Genomic DNA, 17,130 nt, shown 5'->3' on the forward strand with positions numbered 1-17,130 from the left:
TTCCCCCTATACCAATGCGCCGGTACAGGAGGACCCGCTCCCCGCTGTACAGCCAAAACAGTAATTTCCGGTGACAATTCTCCGGCGCGCAAACAGGTCCGGATCGAAATCTTTTATATGTTGCGGCAGGCCTTTTTCCACTGGCAACTTGAGTGCTAAGTTGAAATCACAGTCGTACATGCTCCCATCCCACCCAATGTTGATCTGATGGCGACACATCAATCCATCTAGGGTTGCCGAGTTAAAGGAATCTCGGAGGAGTTGATTATATATCTCGAGCCGATTCTCACGCTTTAGGTCGCTGCGAAAGCGGCCGATAGGCATATTGGCAATTGTCAGTAGATGGGTAAATTCTATGCCGTATTTTGATCGCAGCTCTTCTCTGTAGTCTACTTCAAGTTCAGCTTGCTCAGGAGGCAGTATGGGACCGACAGGGTTGTATACGAGGTTCAGGGGAAGGTGGGGCACGATGCCATATCCATAGCTGTTGAGGCGCTTTAATGCCTTGATACTATCCTCAAAAACACCTGTGCCGCGCTGCGTATCAACATTCTCTTCAAGGTAACAAGGCAGAGACGCGCAAAGTTGCACTGACTGCTCTTGGAAGAAAATAGGGAAGGATTCAAAGCCGGGCTGAAGTAAAATCGTAAGATTGGTTCTCACCATGACGGGGAACCCTTTTTCCCGCACTGTTTTCACAAACCGACGAAACTGTGGGTGCATTTCTGGTGCGCCGCCTGTAATATCTATTAACTTGGCGTTTGTCTTTTCTGCCGCAGCTATCACATGCTCCATCGTTTCCCAATCCATCATCTCTTTCCGTCGTGGCGAGGATACTACATGGCAATGGGCGCACTCCAGATTACACTTCAGCCCGATGTTTACTTGGATCGTCTCAATGTCCAAGCTGTGCAGCCCTTTTCCATTGTAATTTGCGATCGCCTTTTCAAACCCATTCATGATCTGAATCTCCTTATTTTCTGAAAATCGGTTGAAAACGGTATGCCGATCTGATAAAATAGCGAAGCATTTTTACTTTATTGAGGAATACCTCCGGGTTTGTCAACGATAGGAAGTATACTGACTTATAGTAAAGTTTAGAATTATTGATACACTTTCAATGCAGAACCAACCCCCTAAATCCCCCTTGTCAGGGGGACTTCGGGTAAATGTCTCCTTATTTCTCGTGTTTACTATAAATGGAATGGGTAGCGTGATGGTTTACACTTTCCTGATTCATTAACTAGAATGGAGGACTCATGAGTGTTAAGATCGGCGTGATCGGCGGTTCAGGATTTTACCAGATGGAAGGGCTAACGGACGTTGAGGAAATCGAGGTTGAGACCCCCTTTGGAAAACCGAGTGATTCTTTAGTTTTAGGTACAATCGAAGGAACGCGCATTGTATTTCTACCACGTCACGGCGTGGGGCATCGGCTGCTCCCATCAGAGATTAATGTTCGCTCCAACATCTATGCCTTGAAGAACTTAGGGGTAGAGTGGGTTATCTCTGTAAGCGCAGTCGGTAGCCTCAGAGCCGAGATTGAGCCACGCCACTTTGTTGTTCCGGATCAACTTTATGACCACACCAAGAATCGTGTGAGTACCTTTTTTGGTGACGGACTCTCCGCCCACGTTAGTCTTGCCCACCCGTTTTGTCCTATCTTGAGCCAACTGCTACACGACGGTGCCGGCAATGTCGGTGCAACGGTTCATAAAGGCGGTACATATATCTGTATGGAGGGGCCCGCTTTCTCTACAGAAGCCGAGTCGAATGTGTATAGACAGCTTGGATTCGATGTCATTGGAATGACAGCTGCGCCGGAGGCAAAGCTTACCCGCGAAGCGGAAATCTGTTACGGCGTTCTCGCCTGTTCAACCGATTACGACTGTTGGCATCCGGATCATGACGCCGTCACAGCAGAACTGATTTTCGAGAACTTGTCTGCAAATGTGGAAACAGCCAAACGCATCGTCAGGGATGTGATTACCAAGATTCCTGAGAAACGTGCCGGCTGTCCTTGCCCTCAAGCACTTGAAAAGTCGATTGCCACAGATCCAACACGAATACCCGCATCAACTAAACGGAAGCTCGATTTGCTAGTCGGCAACTATCTGAAGTAAACTCAGAGGATTTATTGGGCTTCGAGTGTTGCGAGTAGGTCGGCTGCCCGCTCCCGCTTCGCTGGATCAGTATCGCGGGCGACGATCCGCTGGAGAACCGAGATTGAGCCTTTGTCGCCCTTTTCCGCCATCTCCAACCCCATCTCATCCCGTTTTTCATGGTAGCTATTGTCGTATTCCTTGACCTCCATATTCCATTTCTGCCAGTAGTATTGCAGATCGTTTGGGGGCCAGTCGGTATAAATTTCTTCCCAAGTGGCTGGCTGGGCGTGTGGTAGCAAGCTGCCCGGCGCAATTGGATCGCTGATTTTCTGGTATCTGGCATCGATTGACATGCGGAGCTGGTCGCTGGAGTTGGACACGCCTTTGTGGACCGCCATGCTATGAAATATCAAAACGTCTCCCTGCTCAAATGGACTGTTTACCCAAGTTCCCTCAAGTGGGTCGGTGACTGCAATGCCACCTGCACCCATCGCGGGTTTAAAGTCGTAGATACCTTTCCGATGCGAGCCGGACGCAATCTGGAGTCCGCCTAATTCCGGCGGTATGTCGCTCAGTGGTATCCATGCGGTATAGGTGTCCGCTGTGCCTTGAATGGGTATAAAGTCTTGATGTGGTGGGGTGGTGAAAACCTCCCGTTGTGGGAAAATTGTTCGCCCGATGATGCGTGCATGGGGCATCACTGGTTCACTTAGTATCCGTTCCATCACTCCCATCACGTTAGGGTGATGCTGTAGTGCCTGAAACTCTTGGAGTTTGTACATGTGAAAATACACGCCCATGTACTCCGGTTGCGGCTCGACGCAAAAGCTGTCTGGGTCTGCGATAGCGTCCTCCAACGGTGAGTTTTTCTTAACCCAGCCCGCGTCGCGTGCGATCTCAAGACACTGCAACCGTAAGCTTTCCAGCACCTCGGTGGGAAGCAATCCACGGATGAATAGGTATCCGTCTCGCTGTGCGCGTTTCCGTAGTTCAAGTTCATCGTTCACAACATCTGTCGAATCGAGAAAAGGTTGCATTTGGTTCCCTCCTTAAAGATTCCTAAAAAAGGTTATCATGAATCCTGAGAGGTGTCAACTTCCTTTTTAACGCGGAAGATGTAGAAATGGCGGGCTATTTTCGGTCTAACCATCTTCGTCAACTTAATCTGTGAAAGTCTGATATTCTGCTATTTTTTGGAGAAGCATTAGCTGTTCAGGTCGCTCGATTGGGTCTTCATGCAAGTGTTTAGGAGTAAAGTTTGTTACCAACGCCTCAAGCATAGGTTTTCTATTAGCTTCCTTTGCACCGACGTGATAAAAGTGTTCCTTAGTAAGGATGTTAAACTCTGACCACAACGTACCGAGGAAAGTATTTTCTCGGTGCTGGTTACTATGCCACGTCGACAAAATAAAGTTGCAAGGACACTGACTCAGAATTGTAAACAGTTGTCGTTCGTTCTCCTCGTTCCAACTATCGAAATAATCAACGTGCCTTCCAACGTAAGGCGGATCGCAATATACAAAATCCCCCTTAGAAATTCTGCTCAGTGTTTCCCGAAAGTCTTGGCATACAAATGACCAGTTGAAATTCCGTGAAATGGCGTGAACGAAGTCAACCTGATTCACAATCTTGGTAACATATGCTTTGGAAAAGCGCTGGGGCTTGTGGCCAAAGGGCACATTGAAGCCTCCCTTACTGTTAAACCTAATCACACCATTGAAACAGGATCGGTTAAGAAAAAGAAAATCCAAAGGATCGTGATACCTATTGAATCGGACTCGTACTTCATAATAGTAGTCTTTACCATATTGAGACAGAATTTTGCCTTCACGTTCAAGAAAACTTCTAACTTTCAAGCCGTTAAGTTTCCCGCTAGCAATTGCCGCATAGAAGTTAATTAAGTGCGGATTGCTATCCGCGAACAGCGCATTGCGCGGCATTATGTTGAAACCGACAACCCCCGATCCCATAAAAGGTTCGATCCATGTCCCATCAAAAGACCAGTCCACGGTTCGCTTAATCAAAGGTATCAGCTTGCTCTTTATCCCCTGACACTTAATCGGTGGAACCATTTGTTAATCCGGGTTTTCCTCGTTTTGGGGACAATAAGTCGAGTGTCTCCACCTCGATATATGACGAAATCTTTCAAATTCGTAATCTTCTTTGTTCTGCCGCTATCATCAGCGATTGTAATCTTACCATAATTCATCCAATAATCGTCGAACCATTTCTCACCCAAGCGTGAAAACATGCCCTGACCTGAAAGTATATCAGAAATCTTGTTAATGCTTCCAATATTTGCGGTATTCCCACTGCCACTTTTATCGCTCGCGATTTTCCATTTCTCTGCTACGAAGAATTGGAAGTCCTTTATAACAGAAGCAATCGAATGAAGCTCCTCAAGTCCGTAGGTGTGAGTTTCATCCAATTCTCTGTCCGCATGTCTACTATAGATAATACCCAAGCAAAAATGGCCACTGTATTGACCATAAGGGAACTGAATATTCTTTGAACTGTTCCTATTTACAAAGTATTCCCCGTGGGAACCTAAGGTAAATCCGTTACAAAATTCTGGATTATCTCCTAAACGGTATGTAGTTTTGAAATCAACTGCGAATTTTATACTCTCGTCATCGGCACGGACAAAGGAAATATCAGGATAATAATTCTGATGTTCAGCTAGAACAAGTCGGTATCCAATTTTCTGTGCAAAGTTGAGAATACGTGGAAAGAGATGTATTTCAAGAATCTTTGATATTATCTTTGTATCGGAAGAAATGGTGTAAATATTTCGGCATACATCTATAAATCCTTTGATACTCCATTGTCCATCATCTGTGCTGACGTAATCATCCAACAATGAAACGAATTGAGAGAGTTCGTGAAAAAAGTCCTGCTTGAGTTCAGACTCTCGGTTCATGGAAAATTCCTTCTTGCTTAGTGTGCCGCTTTAGCAGATTTGGGAGCAACTCTACTAATGAATCGCATGATAAGGTGACTTACCCAACTCAGCAAAAATTTAGAGTCATGGACGGTTTAAGCATCCAAATTAAGAATGAGTCAATGCTTCACTTGTTTCAAGGCATCTATCAGGCTTTTTTCAATAAGGTCGCACAGTTCATCTATATCCGATTTTTCTGCGATTAATGCCGGGGCGACTGCGAACCAAGTCGGGTCAACACGGATAACCAGACCGTTTTTGAGCGCAGTCCGCTTCAAAGCACTTCCCAGCTCAGGATACGGCTGCATGGTTTGGGTGTCCTTCACCAACTCTACGCCGCGCAACACACCTTTGCCACGGATTTCGCGGACAACGCCGTACTGTTTCAATCCCTCAAGCCTTGCTGCGAGATAGTCCCCCAACTCACGTGCTTTGTGGTCGAGCTGTTTTTCTAAGATTTCGTCAATGACAGCAAGGCCTACGGCACATGCGAGCGGGTTGCCGGCAAATGTATGACCGTGTGCGAAATTTAGATCATCCGCTGCGGGACCGTAGAAAACCTCACCCATGTCCTCCCGTGCCATCATAGCACCCAAGGGGATTGTCCCGCTTGAAAGTCCTTTGCCGCCGCAGATGATATCCGGCGTCACGCCAAAGGTCTGTGCTGCAAACATGGATCCCGTTCGAGCGAATCCGGTGATGATTTCGTCGTAGATCAGGAGGACATTGTAACGGTCACAAATCTCGCGGATTATTTGAAAATATTCTGCCGTCGGTGTGATGATGCCCCCTGTGTTACCGATGGGCTCAATAATAACCCCCGCGACGGTATCCGGATCTTCGTTGATGATCACGTCCTCGAACATCTGTGCACAAAAACGGTTGCACTCCTCCCAAGAAGCGAATCGATCGCGATAATAGGTGGGTGGAAACACCTTGAGAAAGCCTCCCATCTGTGGCTCAAACGCAGTTTTGCGTTTGCCTGTGCCGCTGGCGGACATGGCACCGAATGTCGCTCCGTGATACCCAAAATACCGGCTGATAAACTTGTATTTCCCCTGCTGCCCGCTCTGCTTGAAATACTGCCGGGTGAACTTCATGGCGGACTCAATTGACTCCGAGCCACCGCTGTAGGGTTTGATATAGTTCAAATTGCCGGGGGTGATCTCGCCTAACTTCTCGATAAAATCTAGTGTGATATCCGCAATCCCGTGCATCGAAGGCACAAAACTCAATATGTCCATCTGTCGCTGCATCGCCGCCATAAGGCGTGGGTGTTTATGTCCAAGCGTGGCGACGAATATCCCACCGATACCATCAAAATAGCGTTTCCCTTCTACGTCCCAATAGTAAAGTCCTTCCGCTCGCTGGACTATGAGTGGATTCTTGAAAAATTCTGCGGTTTGTTGGTAATCAAGAAAAGTCCGCTTGAGCAGCTTCCTTTGACGTGCGTTAAGATTCACTCGATTGTCCTTTCTTCAGCCAAGAACTGTCGTTGACTTCTGAGCGCGAAAGATCTATGGTCAATTGCTCGTTGTACCGCCAATATGCCATTGAGATGATCGACCTCGTGCTGTAGCAGTTCCGAGAGGTCCCCCTCAAGTGCCATGCTTTGTTCCTCCCAATTCTCATCCCAAAATATAATCCGGCACCGGTGATGCCGATGCACCCTGACGAGGAGCTCGGGAAAACTCATACAGTCGTCCCAAAGTTCCATCATCTCCGTACTTTTGAGATCCAAGACCGGATTGATAAAGACCACCGGTTCCTCAATATGCATGTACACTAACCGCTTCATTGCCCCAATCTGCGGTGCGGCGATAGCGCGTCCAGCGTTGTATTTCTGTCTGAAAGCCATCAGAGTGTCGTGCAAATCTTGGATAATAGGTTCGATCTGTTCCAGTTGTGCTTCTTGCACAGGTTCACATATCTCAAAAAGTTTGGGGTTGCCCAGCATCAGAATTTCCCTAACTGCCATCTTATACCTCGCTTCAAGGCTAGGAATGATCTAATTCCCAGATCGGAACGTAGAAGGGGAATATTGTATTCAGGATTTCGCCCGTTACGCCGCTATACTTGACCGGCTTCGCGGCGGGATGAGCACCAAAAATCAATTGCGTCAACTGCCGACGGGTCAGCACCACGGCTTCTGCCAATCGCTCTGTTGAAAGGTCAACCTCCCCTTCGTGGAACTTGAGGGTCACAGCTTCGTCCGTTTCACGACATACGAAGCAGACCTCCCCGCGCAACCTAGTTGACTTGCTTTGTATGTGATTCTCAATCTGTTTTAACAGTTTCTCTAGGCTGTTGACGCGTATCATTTGATAGCCTACACCCTTGGCTTCTTCAATGGGGCGTCCGCTCCCCGGTTTCTTCTCCTCTATCAGTTCTCCCAGACTAGATGGGACTAGCGGCAGAAGCACCTGGATTTCTGAATCGGCTTCTCGTTCTAACATAACATGCCTGACTAGCGTTTCTAATCCTGCTGTTTCACCTCCGCCTTCAATCAATCCGGGTTTGTTTACCCCTTCTCCAAATATCAGATATGCAGCTACCTTCTCATCACTCATGGCCAGGAAGGTCGTTGTCTGGGGTAGGGAAAAAAGCGCTCGATATTCTTCGATGGAACGGCCAATCCGGTGCGGTTCCGTATCGTGGAGTTTCATCATTGCATTAAACGAGTCAGTGTTACTTGGGTCGTATTGCACCACGTCGAAGGCACCACTCTCAAAAAGCGCGCATTCTTGCGGACGTAGCTGGTAAAGCCAACCCTGCGATCCTACAGCCTCCCAACCGGACTGCTGATAGAAGGGAAATGTTGTCTCCAGCGTCCACAGCACGGAGACGGGCACACCCTCTTCGTCCATGATGCGGATACAGTCCCGAAGGCAATGGGTGGCATATCCGTGTCTGCGATAGTCCGGGTGCGTGACGGTGGGACTGATGATACCGATCCGTAATCTATCTTCTCCTATGATTGCTTCGCGGAGCCAGACCGGCACATGGGCAACGACCTTTCCATCCACCTTGAGGATGCGCATGTACTCCATTTTTGAATGGTTAAACACCAACGGATAGTCCGTGCGAATATCTTGATTCGTTCCTACTCTGAACACCTGATTGATCAGAGCAATTACTTCTTCAAACTCCGATTCCTGACATGCGCGTGGTCCTTCTACCATCGTTTTCTCTCCTCAAGCTAATTGCACAATGTTGTAGCAACACTTCATCGGGGTATAATCGGTAGGATAAGTCGCGACGGATACTCCGCACTGTGGAAAACGGTCTGGTGTGCGACCCGAAGTTCCGTATCTGACCAGAAATCCGCGCCGGTGTTGTGGTTGCGATCAAAGTTAGGGAAATCGGAACTTGATACATCAAGTCGAATCCGATGTCCCTGTCGGAACAAGATGCCCGTCGGATTGAGACGGATGGTGTATTCATAAGGGTTGCCCGGCTCGATGAGGCTCGGATTGTCGTAACCTTCTCGATACCTTGCTCGCATAATGCCGTATGTCAGATTCACCGCCAACCCGTTGGGGTGAACATCAATCAGCTTGGCAGTGAAATCGGTGTCGGGTGCACTTGATGCTGCCCATAACTTCAGCACTACCGGTCCGGTCACCTCAATATCTTCATGCAGTGGTGGTGTTTGGTATACTAGAATATCCTGTCGTCCGTTCAGTGGGGATTGATCTCTCGGCGCTGCTTGAGCATCAATTCCCATCAAGCTCATCACCGGATCTTTGGGATCGTAGTCGAACGCGTCGGGCGATTCGGTCCCCGGTTCGGAGACGGACAGTACACCATCGCCCCGCACTGTGTTAGCTGAGCCACCGCTATGCAAGAAAAATTCGGTGTATTCTGTATGCGCTAGGGGCCACTCATATTCAAAACGCCATCTGTTTTCCCCCATAATAAATAGTTTCACCGGCGGCTCCGATCCGATCCCATTGTCAATCCCTTTGAGGCGGTAGTCGTACCACCGAGCCACCTCGTCAGGATACGTGGTATCTGCATGAGAGCCGAAGTCGATCGGCCCTTGGGTTCGAGTGAGGTTATTGCTATTATGACCCCACGGGCCGATGATGAGCCGGTGCTGGTGCCGCAGCGATTCGGGCCCTTCTGTTACTATACCTGTAAAGTTATCGATCGTCCCCACGAGTCGGTCGTACCAACCCGTCAACTGACATGTAGGAACGTTGACCTTGTGGTGGATCTCCTGAAACGCCCAGAACTCCTTATTCTGCTCCCTGAGATACGTTTTGAGGAGGGGTGTCAGGGTAGAAAACAGATAGTCAGGCAAGTCGTCTAACGGCAGATACCAGATCCACTTTCCTCGTTCTACTTCGTACCACTGGGCATCGGCTTCGTCCTCGGATTCGGGACCAAACTTATCTCTCACTCGGCGACGTGCATTGACCGCCATCTTGTAGGTCCACTGGAGACGACGCCCTGTCTCAAATATGCCAAAGTTTAGGTCAAGCAGCCGTGCCGACATACCACTCGCAAACAACGCCTTGAGGGAGGGCGGCTGCGTTCCGGCGAGGCGCCAGATACACCACGACGGGTAGGAATGCCCCCATGTCCCCACCTGTCCATCGCTGCCGGGGATACCCGCTGCCCACTCAACGGTGTCGTAGCCATCCTGCGCGTCGAAGGTTTCGGCGTTATTCTGAAATTGCCAGAAGTATTCCCCGTCGGAAATGCCGCGTCCCCGGATATCTTGGACAACAGCGATATAACCGTTGGAAGCTAACGCCCGCGCGGTCTGGATGTAGGTGTTTTGGCTTTTATCATACGGGGTGCGACACAATAACACCGGACAGGCTGCTGCCCCATCTGGGCGATAGACATCTGATCGTAGAACCACACCATCGCGCATTTCGGTGGGCACGTCCCGCTCGACATTTACGGCAAAATCAGCGCTTTTAGTCATGGACTGTTCTGTACTTACTTTTCCAAGCTCAATGGTCGTTGTGTCGAGATGTGAATCTCGACCTACAGTTTACCGTACGAAGCTCAACGGTCACTTCCTCTGCTACAGTGGTAATTTCGCAGCACCGGGGCTTACCGGCTCTACGCCGAGGACTTTGGCGATGGTGTACACATCTTTATCGCCCCGTCCGGAGAGACAGAGGATGATGGTTTGGTCTCGATCAAGGGTCGGTGCAAGTTTGCGGATGTAAGCCATCGCGTGAGCTGCTTCCAGCGCGGGGATGATCCCTTCCGTTTCTGATAGTAGTTTGAATCCTTCAATCGATTCCTCATCGGTGACAGAGACATATTCGGCGCGTCCCGATGCTTTGTAAAAGCTATGTTCGGGACCGACTCCTGGGTAATCCAGACCCGCTGAGATAGAGTGTGCAGGCGTGATTTGCCCGTCCTCTTCCTGTAGCACGTAGCATTTCGCACCGTGGAACACGCCAACACTGCCCGCACTGATAGTCGCTGCGTGTTTGCCACTCAGTATGCTTTCGCCCGCCGCTTCGACACCGACTAACTTCACACTGTTATCCGAGTAAAATGGGTAAAACATACCTATTGAATTACTGCCACCGCCGACGCAAGCAACCACGTAATCTGGCAACTGTCCTGTCTGCTCAAGAGTCTGTGATCTCGCTTCCTGACCGATGACCGCTTGAAAATCCCGGACAATCATCGGATATGGGTGGGGACCGACGACGGATCCGATCAGATAGTATGTCGTCCGTACATTCGTCACCCAATCGCGGAATGCAGCGTTGATTGCATCCTTGAGGGTCCGCGAGCCTGAGTTGACCGGAATCACCGTCGTACCCAGCAATTTCATACGAAAGACGTTTAGAGCTTGCCGTTCGATGTCTTCTTCGCCCATATAGACTTCGCATTCCATGTTGAATTTTGATGCCACGGTTGCTGTCGCAACGCCGTGTTGGCCTGCACCTGTCTCAGCGATGATCCGATTCTTGTCCATCCGTCGGGCGAGCAAGATCTGTCCGATGGTATTGTTGATTTTGTGTGCACCTGTGTGGTTGAGATCCTCGCGCTTGAGGTAGATTCTTGCCCCGCCGAGTTCTTGGGTCAGACGCTCGGCGTAGTACAGCGGATTAGGACGCCCAACATATTCGCGGAGGTAGTATTGAAATTCCTCTTGGAAATCGGAATCCGCTCTTAGAGACATATAGGCATCTTCTAGTTCCAGTAGTGGGGACATTAGTGTCTCCGGAGCATATCTGCCGCCGAATTCTCCAAAATGTCCCGTTGCGTCAGGTAGATTCTGATTCAATGTGCTAGCTCCTTCTGTTTTTGAGATGTTCAGGATTTAAAGTTATCAAGCCAAACCGCGTCGTTTCCGTAAAAACCACTCTAGCCCTAAAAGTAGGATGACAGTTGCGAAGATGAGCGGCATGTCCCAAATTTCCTCGTCAACTAACTGTGATGTTGCACTTTCGACCAAGGGGATATGGTTCGCCATCTCTGATACATCTTCTAGCGTATAATACTTACCACCGCTAGTGTTAGCAAGGGTTTGCAACAATTGCACGTTGAGTTCCGCGTTTGTGAACTCAGCGTAGGATTCAGCGACCTCGAAGAGACCGCTCTGCTCTCCGAGACTTTTGCCGCCTAATTCTCCAACAAGAGTGACCCGATACTCACCACGCCGGGGCGGGATAAATCGTGCCGTATATAATCCCTCTTGCCCAAGAACCTGTTCAAGCGAGAGTTCTCGTTTCCTACCATTATCGCCCGTAATGATAGCACGGACTTTCGCCTGATTGGTCAGTTCAAATTGATGATCGTAGGCGGTTGCGTTGATGATGACCGCTTCCTTCAGGGCGTAAGAGGTCTTTGGGATATCTAGTTTGAGCTGATCTTTTTGTACCGTTGTCAACCACTTCGCTGTTTGACGCCAGAAGCGTTCATGGCTGTCATCTTCGTGTAGCAGGTGCATCTGCCAGTTCCACGGACTGACAGGTGTGAAGACCATAACCCGACCGGCATTGTAGTTGTGGGTTGCGATAAGGATGCGATTGCCGAATTCATTGCGGTCAGTGGGATGCACAGCGAGGACCGTCGCGCCTGCCTTGGCGCGCTGCACGCGGCTGTAGCCAGCTAAAGGCGGCAATTTTTCCCAGCGCATCACGTTTTCGCGTGGTTCGTCCGCCAGAGCCAGCAACGGATCTGCCTTCCCTTCAGCGGTCAACTGTACGGAATATTCCGGGATTGAGGATCTCCGACCTCGTCGTGGAGGGGTCGCATACCGGCGTATCGGCGGACTTGGGGTTGGTGCCGTCCCAAGCTCAAGTTCGACCGGAAGAACCTGTGCAATCGGTGTATTGATGTAGGAATCTTCCATATTGTGATTGCCCAACGATTCCTTCCCACCAAGCATCAGAAATCCGCCGCCCCGTGTGCGGATAAACTCGGCCGTGTTCTCAAGTTGCTGTTTGGTGAATTTTGATGATGCTATATTTCCCAGAATAATTGCGTCGTAATCGAAGAGTACCTCTTTTGAGGTCGGATAGAGGTCGAACTTGTGTCCAGTACCGTCGCTCGCCCCGCCAATCGTGGTCTCAGAGGTGAAATATCGAAGCGTCAACTGGATATTTGGATCTTTCTCTAGAGCTCTTCTGATGACCCCAATTTCCCTACGTAGTCCGCCTTCAACGTATAAAATCTTCACACGTTTGCTAGGTGCAACCTTTAACAGGAACTTCTTGGTGTTGTTTTGTGGAACAGCCTCGCCGGTTTCGGCTGGGATTTCCACCATATACTTCTGTGTCCCCGGATTTCGGGGGATAAATTTGATTCGCACGCGGCGCGTGGGACGTTCTTTGTTAAGATTGACGTTGAACGTCTTAACGACACGATTTTCATCCCTGAGTCGCAGCGTTACCTCCCTCGGTCCATATCCCTTGCGGCGGATAGTTGCCCAGATCTCGACAGGGAAATCCTCCTCTGCTGTCCGCGGGGCATCAACTTTCATCACCTCAATATCCTCAATTCCTTCAGGAGAGCCGATTCCGACGGTGTGCACCGGCACCTTGCGATCGCGCATCCGAAACGCAAGTTTAGCGATGTCTTCGCCGCTCGCATCCGCACCGTCAGAGAACATCACGACGCCCGATAGTGGTATCCCTTGCAAATTATCCAATGTCTCATTCAGCGCAGCGGGGATATCCGTGGTTTCGCCGTTGGCTTCGGTTAATGCAACAGGAGTCATCCGCTTAGGAGCGTCAGAAAAGGAGAACAACCGTGTCTTGAATTTCTCGTCGAGCGAATTGAGGATCCCGCTTTCAGGGTCAAAGAGCAGATTGTTTACACTGCTCAGACGGGATTCCTGATTCACGGAGTCGGTCACCTGCATACTTTTTGATTCGTCCAATAGCACCGCGAGGTAGGAATCGTCCGGGCTAGTTTGATAGACCGTCACAAACGGCTTAAGCAGACAGAATGCTAGTCCACAGAGTGCGAGGATGCGGAGGAAGATGAGAAAGCCGCGGAACCCCCGATGCGTCCGTCCTTGCGTCGTTCGGTATGCCCAGATCGACGCTGCAATCAAGCCGACGAAGATCAGGAATAGAATGAGTCCCGGTAGGCGGATTCCGAAATAGAAATCCCCTTGACGGAAGATGTCGATTGGATATTTTAGTAGTTGTTCAAACATCTAGGTTCCTTATGTCTCGCTGTTATCCGACGTTCAATTCTGCCTGTGGGTCTTTTCAATTAACTTTCCTGTCGCCAAAGCAATCTTGGGGCAAATTCACTATGTTGCCGGACGCATCCATATCGAGCCGTTCAATCTCGGAAGTTCCATCGTTGACCTTGCAAAAGTAGAGCGCCGTATCAGATGCAGGTGTCTCCCCCTTGGCGATGCGTCGTTGTAGACGACTCAGCAGATACTCGCTGTGGGTCTCAAGGATAATTTGGATATTCCGATTTTTTACGACATCAATGAGGACCTCCGTCAGATCCGCCTGCGCTTTCGGATGCAGATATGCTTCTGGCTGTTCAAGGATGAGGATGGAACCTTCAGGCACGTAATAGCAGAGTGCCAACGTCGGCAGGATTTGGAACACTCCCAAACCGATGTCTGTGAGTCGGACTTCGGAACCGTCCTTGTACTGTTTAAGACGAAATTCGTAATCCTTTTCTCCATCTGGATCCGCTTGAAGCCGGTAAGAATCAATCAGTTCCAGCCGTTGTAACCATTTCAGCACCTGTTCGTCGATCGAGAGGAGTTGAATGCGCCCAGACAACAGCGCGGCGATTGCCTGTTCCCCGTACTGGCCGACGCCTTTCGGATGTTCACCGGCGTATGCGTAGTAGTGCCGAGGCGGTTGACGAAGTGGACTGAGGTGGTGAACGCGAGAAAACAGGTCCTTGAATGCCCGCTCAAGCGACAGAAACGGTGTATCTGGCACCTTCGCCGATCCATCGCGAATTCCGTAGCATCGAAACGGGAATGAGGAGAATGCCCCTTGGGGTTTATGGTTGGGGGGACATACTATTTTGTACTGACTGTCAGAATCCCGCACGATTCCAAAAAAATCGTACCCATCGGACATATAACCGAAGCCATCGACGGCAGCTGCATCATTTCCTGCAGCGACAATAGTGGTTGAAAAGGAGAGCGCGCTAATTTCAAGGCGGTTGGAACTCCGAGATGGTCGCGGTAGTGCCTGTCCGGGGATCATCCCTCCTCCAATAATCAACTTTTCAGGTAACTGCCATGATACAGAAATGTCGAGACTTAAACCCGATTTGTGTCGATGGATGACCTCATTAAAGCTAGATAAGTTGACCACCGATCTCTCATCGCCGAAGTCAATCGCTCCATTCCAGTCCGGCGGATGCTCCGCGGTTTGCTTAAGCATGAGTAGCGTCTGAAAAATACTGGTTTTGCCGGAGCTATTCGCACCAAAGAACGCGGTCAATGGGGCTATCTGTAACTGACCCGTGTTCTCCCACGACTTGAAGTTCTGGACGCTGAGTTCGGTAATCATGTCTTACGCCTCGCTGTCTTTTCTTTCATTATGCTTTGCATGTCTATACACCTGTCGTCTCGCAAGGGCTATGCTAGTTCATTGGTTTATTAGTGTGATGAGTGAACTTTTGAACTTAATGATGGCGTGGGATAGGGGTTACGGCGTACGGAGTATGCCTACTACTAACCGCTCACGTTATTTTATAGTAGATTTTAGAATTATTTAGACACTCTCAATGCACAGCCAACCCCCTAAATCCCCCTTATCAGGGGGACTTTGGAAACTATTGGTAAATGTCTACTTATTTCTCTGATTCACTTAGTTCAACCCGCTGTCCCGTGTGTGCTGACTCATGCAAACCATCAATCACGCGCATGTTCGCTAACGCATCCTTTATTGGCAGGAGCGGCGGCTTCCCGGTCGAAATGGCCTCGCACAAGCTCAAGAGTTCTGCTGCATACGGATTTACTCCTTCGACGGTTACTGTTTCCGTTCGACCCTCTCGTATCAATGTGAAGCTACATTCTCCTTCGCTGTTTCCCCACGCCTTTGGCGCGACAATTGTCCCTTCCGTACCAGCCACCTCATAACACTCACGCCATGTCCAGCCGAAACTGCAATCAAACTGACCAGTAATGCCATCGCCAAAATCGAGTGTCCCAATCAGTGTATCCCACACATCGCTGATCGGTTCAAACTTGCCGGTCGCCCAGACAGCTTGCGGTTCTGCCCCAACCATATAACGGATGACATTGATGCAGTAGCAGCCCAAATCCATCACCGCTCCGCCGCCCTGATCGCCGCGCAGGCGCCAGTTTGTTCGATCTGTCAATCCAGTCGAAAAGGAGGATCCGGCAAAACGGACATCGCCGATCGCGCCCTCAAGGATGTGCTGCTTGACAGAAAGCGTCAGGGGGTGGTGGCGATACATAAACCCTTCCATCAACAGGACGTCCGCTGACGAGGTAACTTGGATCATCTGTTCAAGCTGCGTTGCGTTGATAGCGATCGGTTTTTCGCAGAGGATTGCTTTCACTCCGCCGCGGACCCCTTCTAAAATATGTTTCAGATGGAGTGTGGGCCAAGTTGCGACTATCAGGACATCTGGCTGTTGCTGTTCAAGCATCCGTCGCAAATCGTTGTAAGTATTTTTAACGTTAAACTGTTCTGCAAAATTTTTGACCGCCTCGAATTTGACATCGCAGGCACCGACGAAATCAATCTCTGGAAGATTTTGTGAGGCGTTTCCGTGCGCCCGGGAAATCCCGCCACAACCGACTATGGCAACTCTATATCTTTCGCTCATTGTTTCTCCTTATCAAAAAAACCTTTAGGTCTAAGCCCCAAGCATTTATGCTTGGGATACAGATTGCTTTAGCAAGTTTTATGCTTAAATTTCCGTGCAAAAAATGGTATAATTCTTATGGCTTTCGTGGGGGATTTCAACCACTAACAACCTCGTTAGTGTCCCCCACACCTCGTTGAAAAGGTATGAGAGCCAGAAAGCTGACCTTCATGAAAACCTACAAGTTCAAGATGTATAGCAATCACGACAATCGTGAATTGCACACAACGATTGATGGACACGCTTTTGTCTGGAATCATTGCGTTGCCCTTCAGAGGCGATACTATTCTATCTATGGCAAGTATATCAGCAAGTTTCGGTTGATAAATCACATTTCTAAACTGAAACGAACCCAACGCTTTGCCCATTGGAATCAATTACCAAGCCAATCCATTCAAGACGTGGCAGCCCGAATTGATAAAGGCTACAAGGCTATGTTTGAAGCGAGGGCACAAGGTAAAGCATGGGGTCGCCCTCGCTTCAAGCCACGTCGTAAGTATAAATCCTTCACACTGCTTCAAGCGGGTTGGAAACTCCTACCCGGTAACAAGATCCGTATTGGCAAGCGCATCTATCAATACTTCAAATCCCGTGATGTGTTCGGCAATCCCAAACGCTGCACAATCAAACGGGACGCTCTTGGTGATGTCTATATCACAATCCTAACCGACTATGTAGAATCTGACCACAATCGAGTCATGACGGGTAAAATCGCAGGCTTCGATTTCGGTCTAAAGCGGTATCTCACTGGTCATAACGGACATGATA

Annotated in this window: 13 protein-coding genes and 1 pseudogene (1 of these 14 only partly in view); 2 read left to right on the forward strand and 12 right to left on the reverse strand. The window is 49.4% G+C overall.

The features are described from left to right. Positions 1-6: 6 nt before the first annotated feature. A complete protein-coding gene (gene arsS / locus J4G02_07695) occupies positions 7-960 on the reverse strand; it encodes an arsenosugar biosynthesis radical SAM protein ArsS (GenBank protein MCE2394457.1) in 954 nt (317 codons plus the stop codon). Positions 961-1,259: 299 nt separating this feature from the next. Here arsS and mtnP point away from each other — a divergent pair, with 299 nt between their 5' ends. Next, on the forward strand, positions 1,260-2,123 hold the full coding sequence (mtnP, locus tag J4G02_07700) for an S-methyl-5'-thioadenosine phosphorylase (GenBank protein MCE2394458.1): 864 nt from the start codon (positions 1,260-1,262) through the stop codon (positions 2,121-2,123). Between the two features lie 11 nt (positions 2,124-2,134). On the opposite strand, the gene J4G02_07705 is transcribed toward mtnP, so the two are convergent. The 11 genes from J4G02_07705 to J4G02_07755 all read right to left on the reverse strand — a co-directional run bounded on the left by J4G02_07705 (position 2,135) and on the right by J4G02_07755 (position 16,323). Then, positions 2,135-3,142, reverse strand: coding sequence for a phytanoyl-CoA dioxygenase family protein (locus J4G02_07705; protein MCE2394459.1), 1,008 nt, complete (start codon positions 3,140-3,142; stop codon positions 2,135-2,137). A 123-nt stretch (positions 3,143-3,265) separates the two neighbouring features. Beyond that, positions 3,266-4,177 carry a Dam family site-specific DNA-(adenine-N6)-methyltransferase gene (locus J4G02_07710; protein ID MCE2394460.1) on the reverse strand — a complete coding sequence of 304 codons (912 nt, stop codon included), beginning with the start codon at positions 4,175-4,177 and terminating at the stop codon, positions 3,266-3,268. After that, entirely contained in the window at positions 4,147-5,025 is an 879-nt protein-coding gene (locus tag J4G02_07715; GenBank protein MCE2394461.1) for an EcoRV family type II restriction endonuclease, read from the reverse strand. Before J4G02_07715 ends, J4G02_07710 begins: the two co-directional genes overlap by 31 nt. 140 nt (positions 5,026-5,165) lie before the next feature. Further along, positions 5,166-6,509 carry an aspartate aminotransferase family protein gene (locus J4G02_07720; protein ID MCE2394462.1) on the reverse strand — a complete coding sequence of 448 codons (1,344 nt, stop codon included), beginning with the start codon at positions 6,507-6,509 and terminating at the stop codon, positions 5,166-5,168. Continuing rightward, positions 6,506-7,024, reverse strand: a complete 519-nt coding sequence (locus J4G02_07725) for a peptide deformylase (protein MCE2394463.1) — start codon at positions 7,022-7,024, stop codon at positions 6,506-6,508. The genes J4G02_07720 and J4G02_07725 overlap by 4 nt, the downstream gene beginning before the upstream one ends. Before the next feature lie 19 nt (positions 7,025-7,043). Further along, complete coding sequence (locus J4G02_07730; protein ID MCE2394464.1) at positions 7,044-8,228, reverse strand: GNAT family N-acetyltransferase; 1,185 nt, start codon at positions 8,226-8,228, stop codon at positions 7,044-7,046. Between the two features lie 44 nt (positions 8,229-8,272). Beyond that, the gene (locus J4G02_07735; GenBank protein ID MCE2394465.1) at positions 8,273-9,985 is read right to left on the reverse strand and encodes a CocE/NonD family hydrolase; all 1,713 of its coding nucleotides are present in this window, start codon (positions 9,983-9,985) and stop codon (positions 8,273-8,275) included. Positions 9,986-10,087: 102 nt separating this feature from the next. Further along, a complete protein-coding gene (gene trpB, locus J4G02_07740; GenBank protein MCE2394466.1) occupies positions 10,088-11,242 on the reverse strand; it encodes a tryptophan synthase subunit beta in 1,155 nt (384 codons plus the stop codon). Between the two features lie 117 nt (positions 11,243-11,359). Continuing rightward, complete coding sequence (locus tag J4G02_07745; GenBank protein MCE2394467.1) at positions 11,360-13,696, reverse strand: hypothetical protein; 2,337 nt, start codon at positions 13,694-13,696, stop codon at positions 11,360-11,362. 55 nt (positions 13,697-13,751) lie between these two features. Continuing rightward, a complete protein-coding gene (locus J4G02_07750) occupies positions 13,752-15,035 on the reverse strand; it encodes an AAA family ATPase (GenBank protein MCE2394468.1) in 1,284 nt (427 codons plus the stop codon). A gap of 283 nt (positions 15,036-15,318) precedes the next feature. Then, the gene (locus J4G02_07755; protein ID MCE2394469.1) at positions 15,319-16,323 is read right to left on the reverse strand and encodes a Gfo/Idh/MocA family oxidoreductase; all 1,005 of its coding nucleotides are present in this window, start codon (positions 16,321-16,323) and stop codon (positions 15,319-15,321) included. Positions 16,324-16,532: 209 nt separating this feature from the next. Here J4G02_07755 and J4G02_07760 point away from each other — a divergent pair. Then, positions 16,533-17,130, forward strand: a pseudogene (locus J4G02_07760) (transposase) (it continues 513 nt past the right edge of the window).

Source organism: Candidatus Poribacteria bacterium, assembly GCA_021295755.1.
Taxonomy (GTDB): Bacteria; Poribacteria; WGA-4E; order WGA-4E; family PCPOR2b; genus PCPOR2b.

Excerpts from the sequence above, each read along its gene's own strand:
- arsS (MCE2394457.1), bottom strand. The coding sequence starts at position 960 with ATGAATGGGTTTGAAAAGGCGATCGCAAATTACAATGGAAAAGGGCTG.
- mtnP (MCE2394458.1), top strand. The coding sequence starts at position 1,260 with ATGAGTGTTAAGATCGGCGTGATCGGCGGTTCAGGATTTTACCAGATG.
- J4G02_07705 (MCE2394459.1), bottom strand. The coding sequence starts at position 3,142 with ATGCAACCTTTTCTCGATTCGACAGATGTTGTGAACGATGAACTTGAA.
- J4G02_07710 (MCE2394460.1), bottom strand. The coding sequence starts at position 4,177 with ATGGTTCCACCGATTAAGTGTCAGGGGATAAAGAGCAAGCTGATACCT.
- J4G02_07715 (MCE2394461.1), bottom strand. The coding sequence starts at position 5,025 with ATGAACCGAGAGTCTGAACTCAAGCAGGACTTTTTTCACGAACTCTCT.
- J4G02_07725 (MCE2394463.1), bottom strand. The coding sequence starts at position 7,024 with ATGGCAGTTAGGGAAATTCTGATGCTGGGCAACCCCAAACTTTTTGAG.
- J4G02_07730 (MCE2394464.1), bottom strand. The coding sequence starts at position 8,228 with ATGGTAGAAGGACCACGCGCATGTCAGGAATCGGAGTTTGAAGAAGTA.
- J4G02_07735 (MCE2394465.1), bottom strand. The coding sequence starts at position 9,985 with ATGACTAAAAGCGCTGATTTTGCCGTAAATGTCGAGCGGGACGTGCCC.
- trpB (MCE2394466.1), bottom strand. The coding sequence starts at position 11,242 with ATGTCCCCACTACTGGAACTAGAAGATGCCTATATGTCTCTAAGAGCG.
- J4G02_07745 (MCE2394467.1), bottom strand. The coding sequence starts at position 13,696 with ATGTTTGAACAACTACTAAAATATCCAATCGACATCTTCCGTCAAGGG.
- J4G02_07750 (MCE2394468.1), bottom strand. The coding sequence starts at position 15,035 with ATGATTACCGAACTCAGCGTCCAGAACTTCAAGTCGTGGGAGAACACG.
- J4G02_07755 (MCE2394469.1), bottom strand. The coding sequence starts at position 16,323 with ATGAGCGAAAGATATAGAGTTGCCATAGTCGGTTGTGGCGGGATTTCC.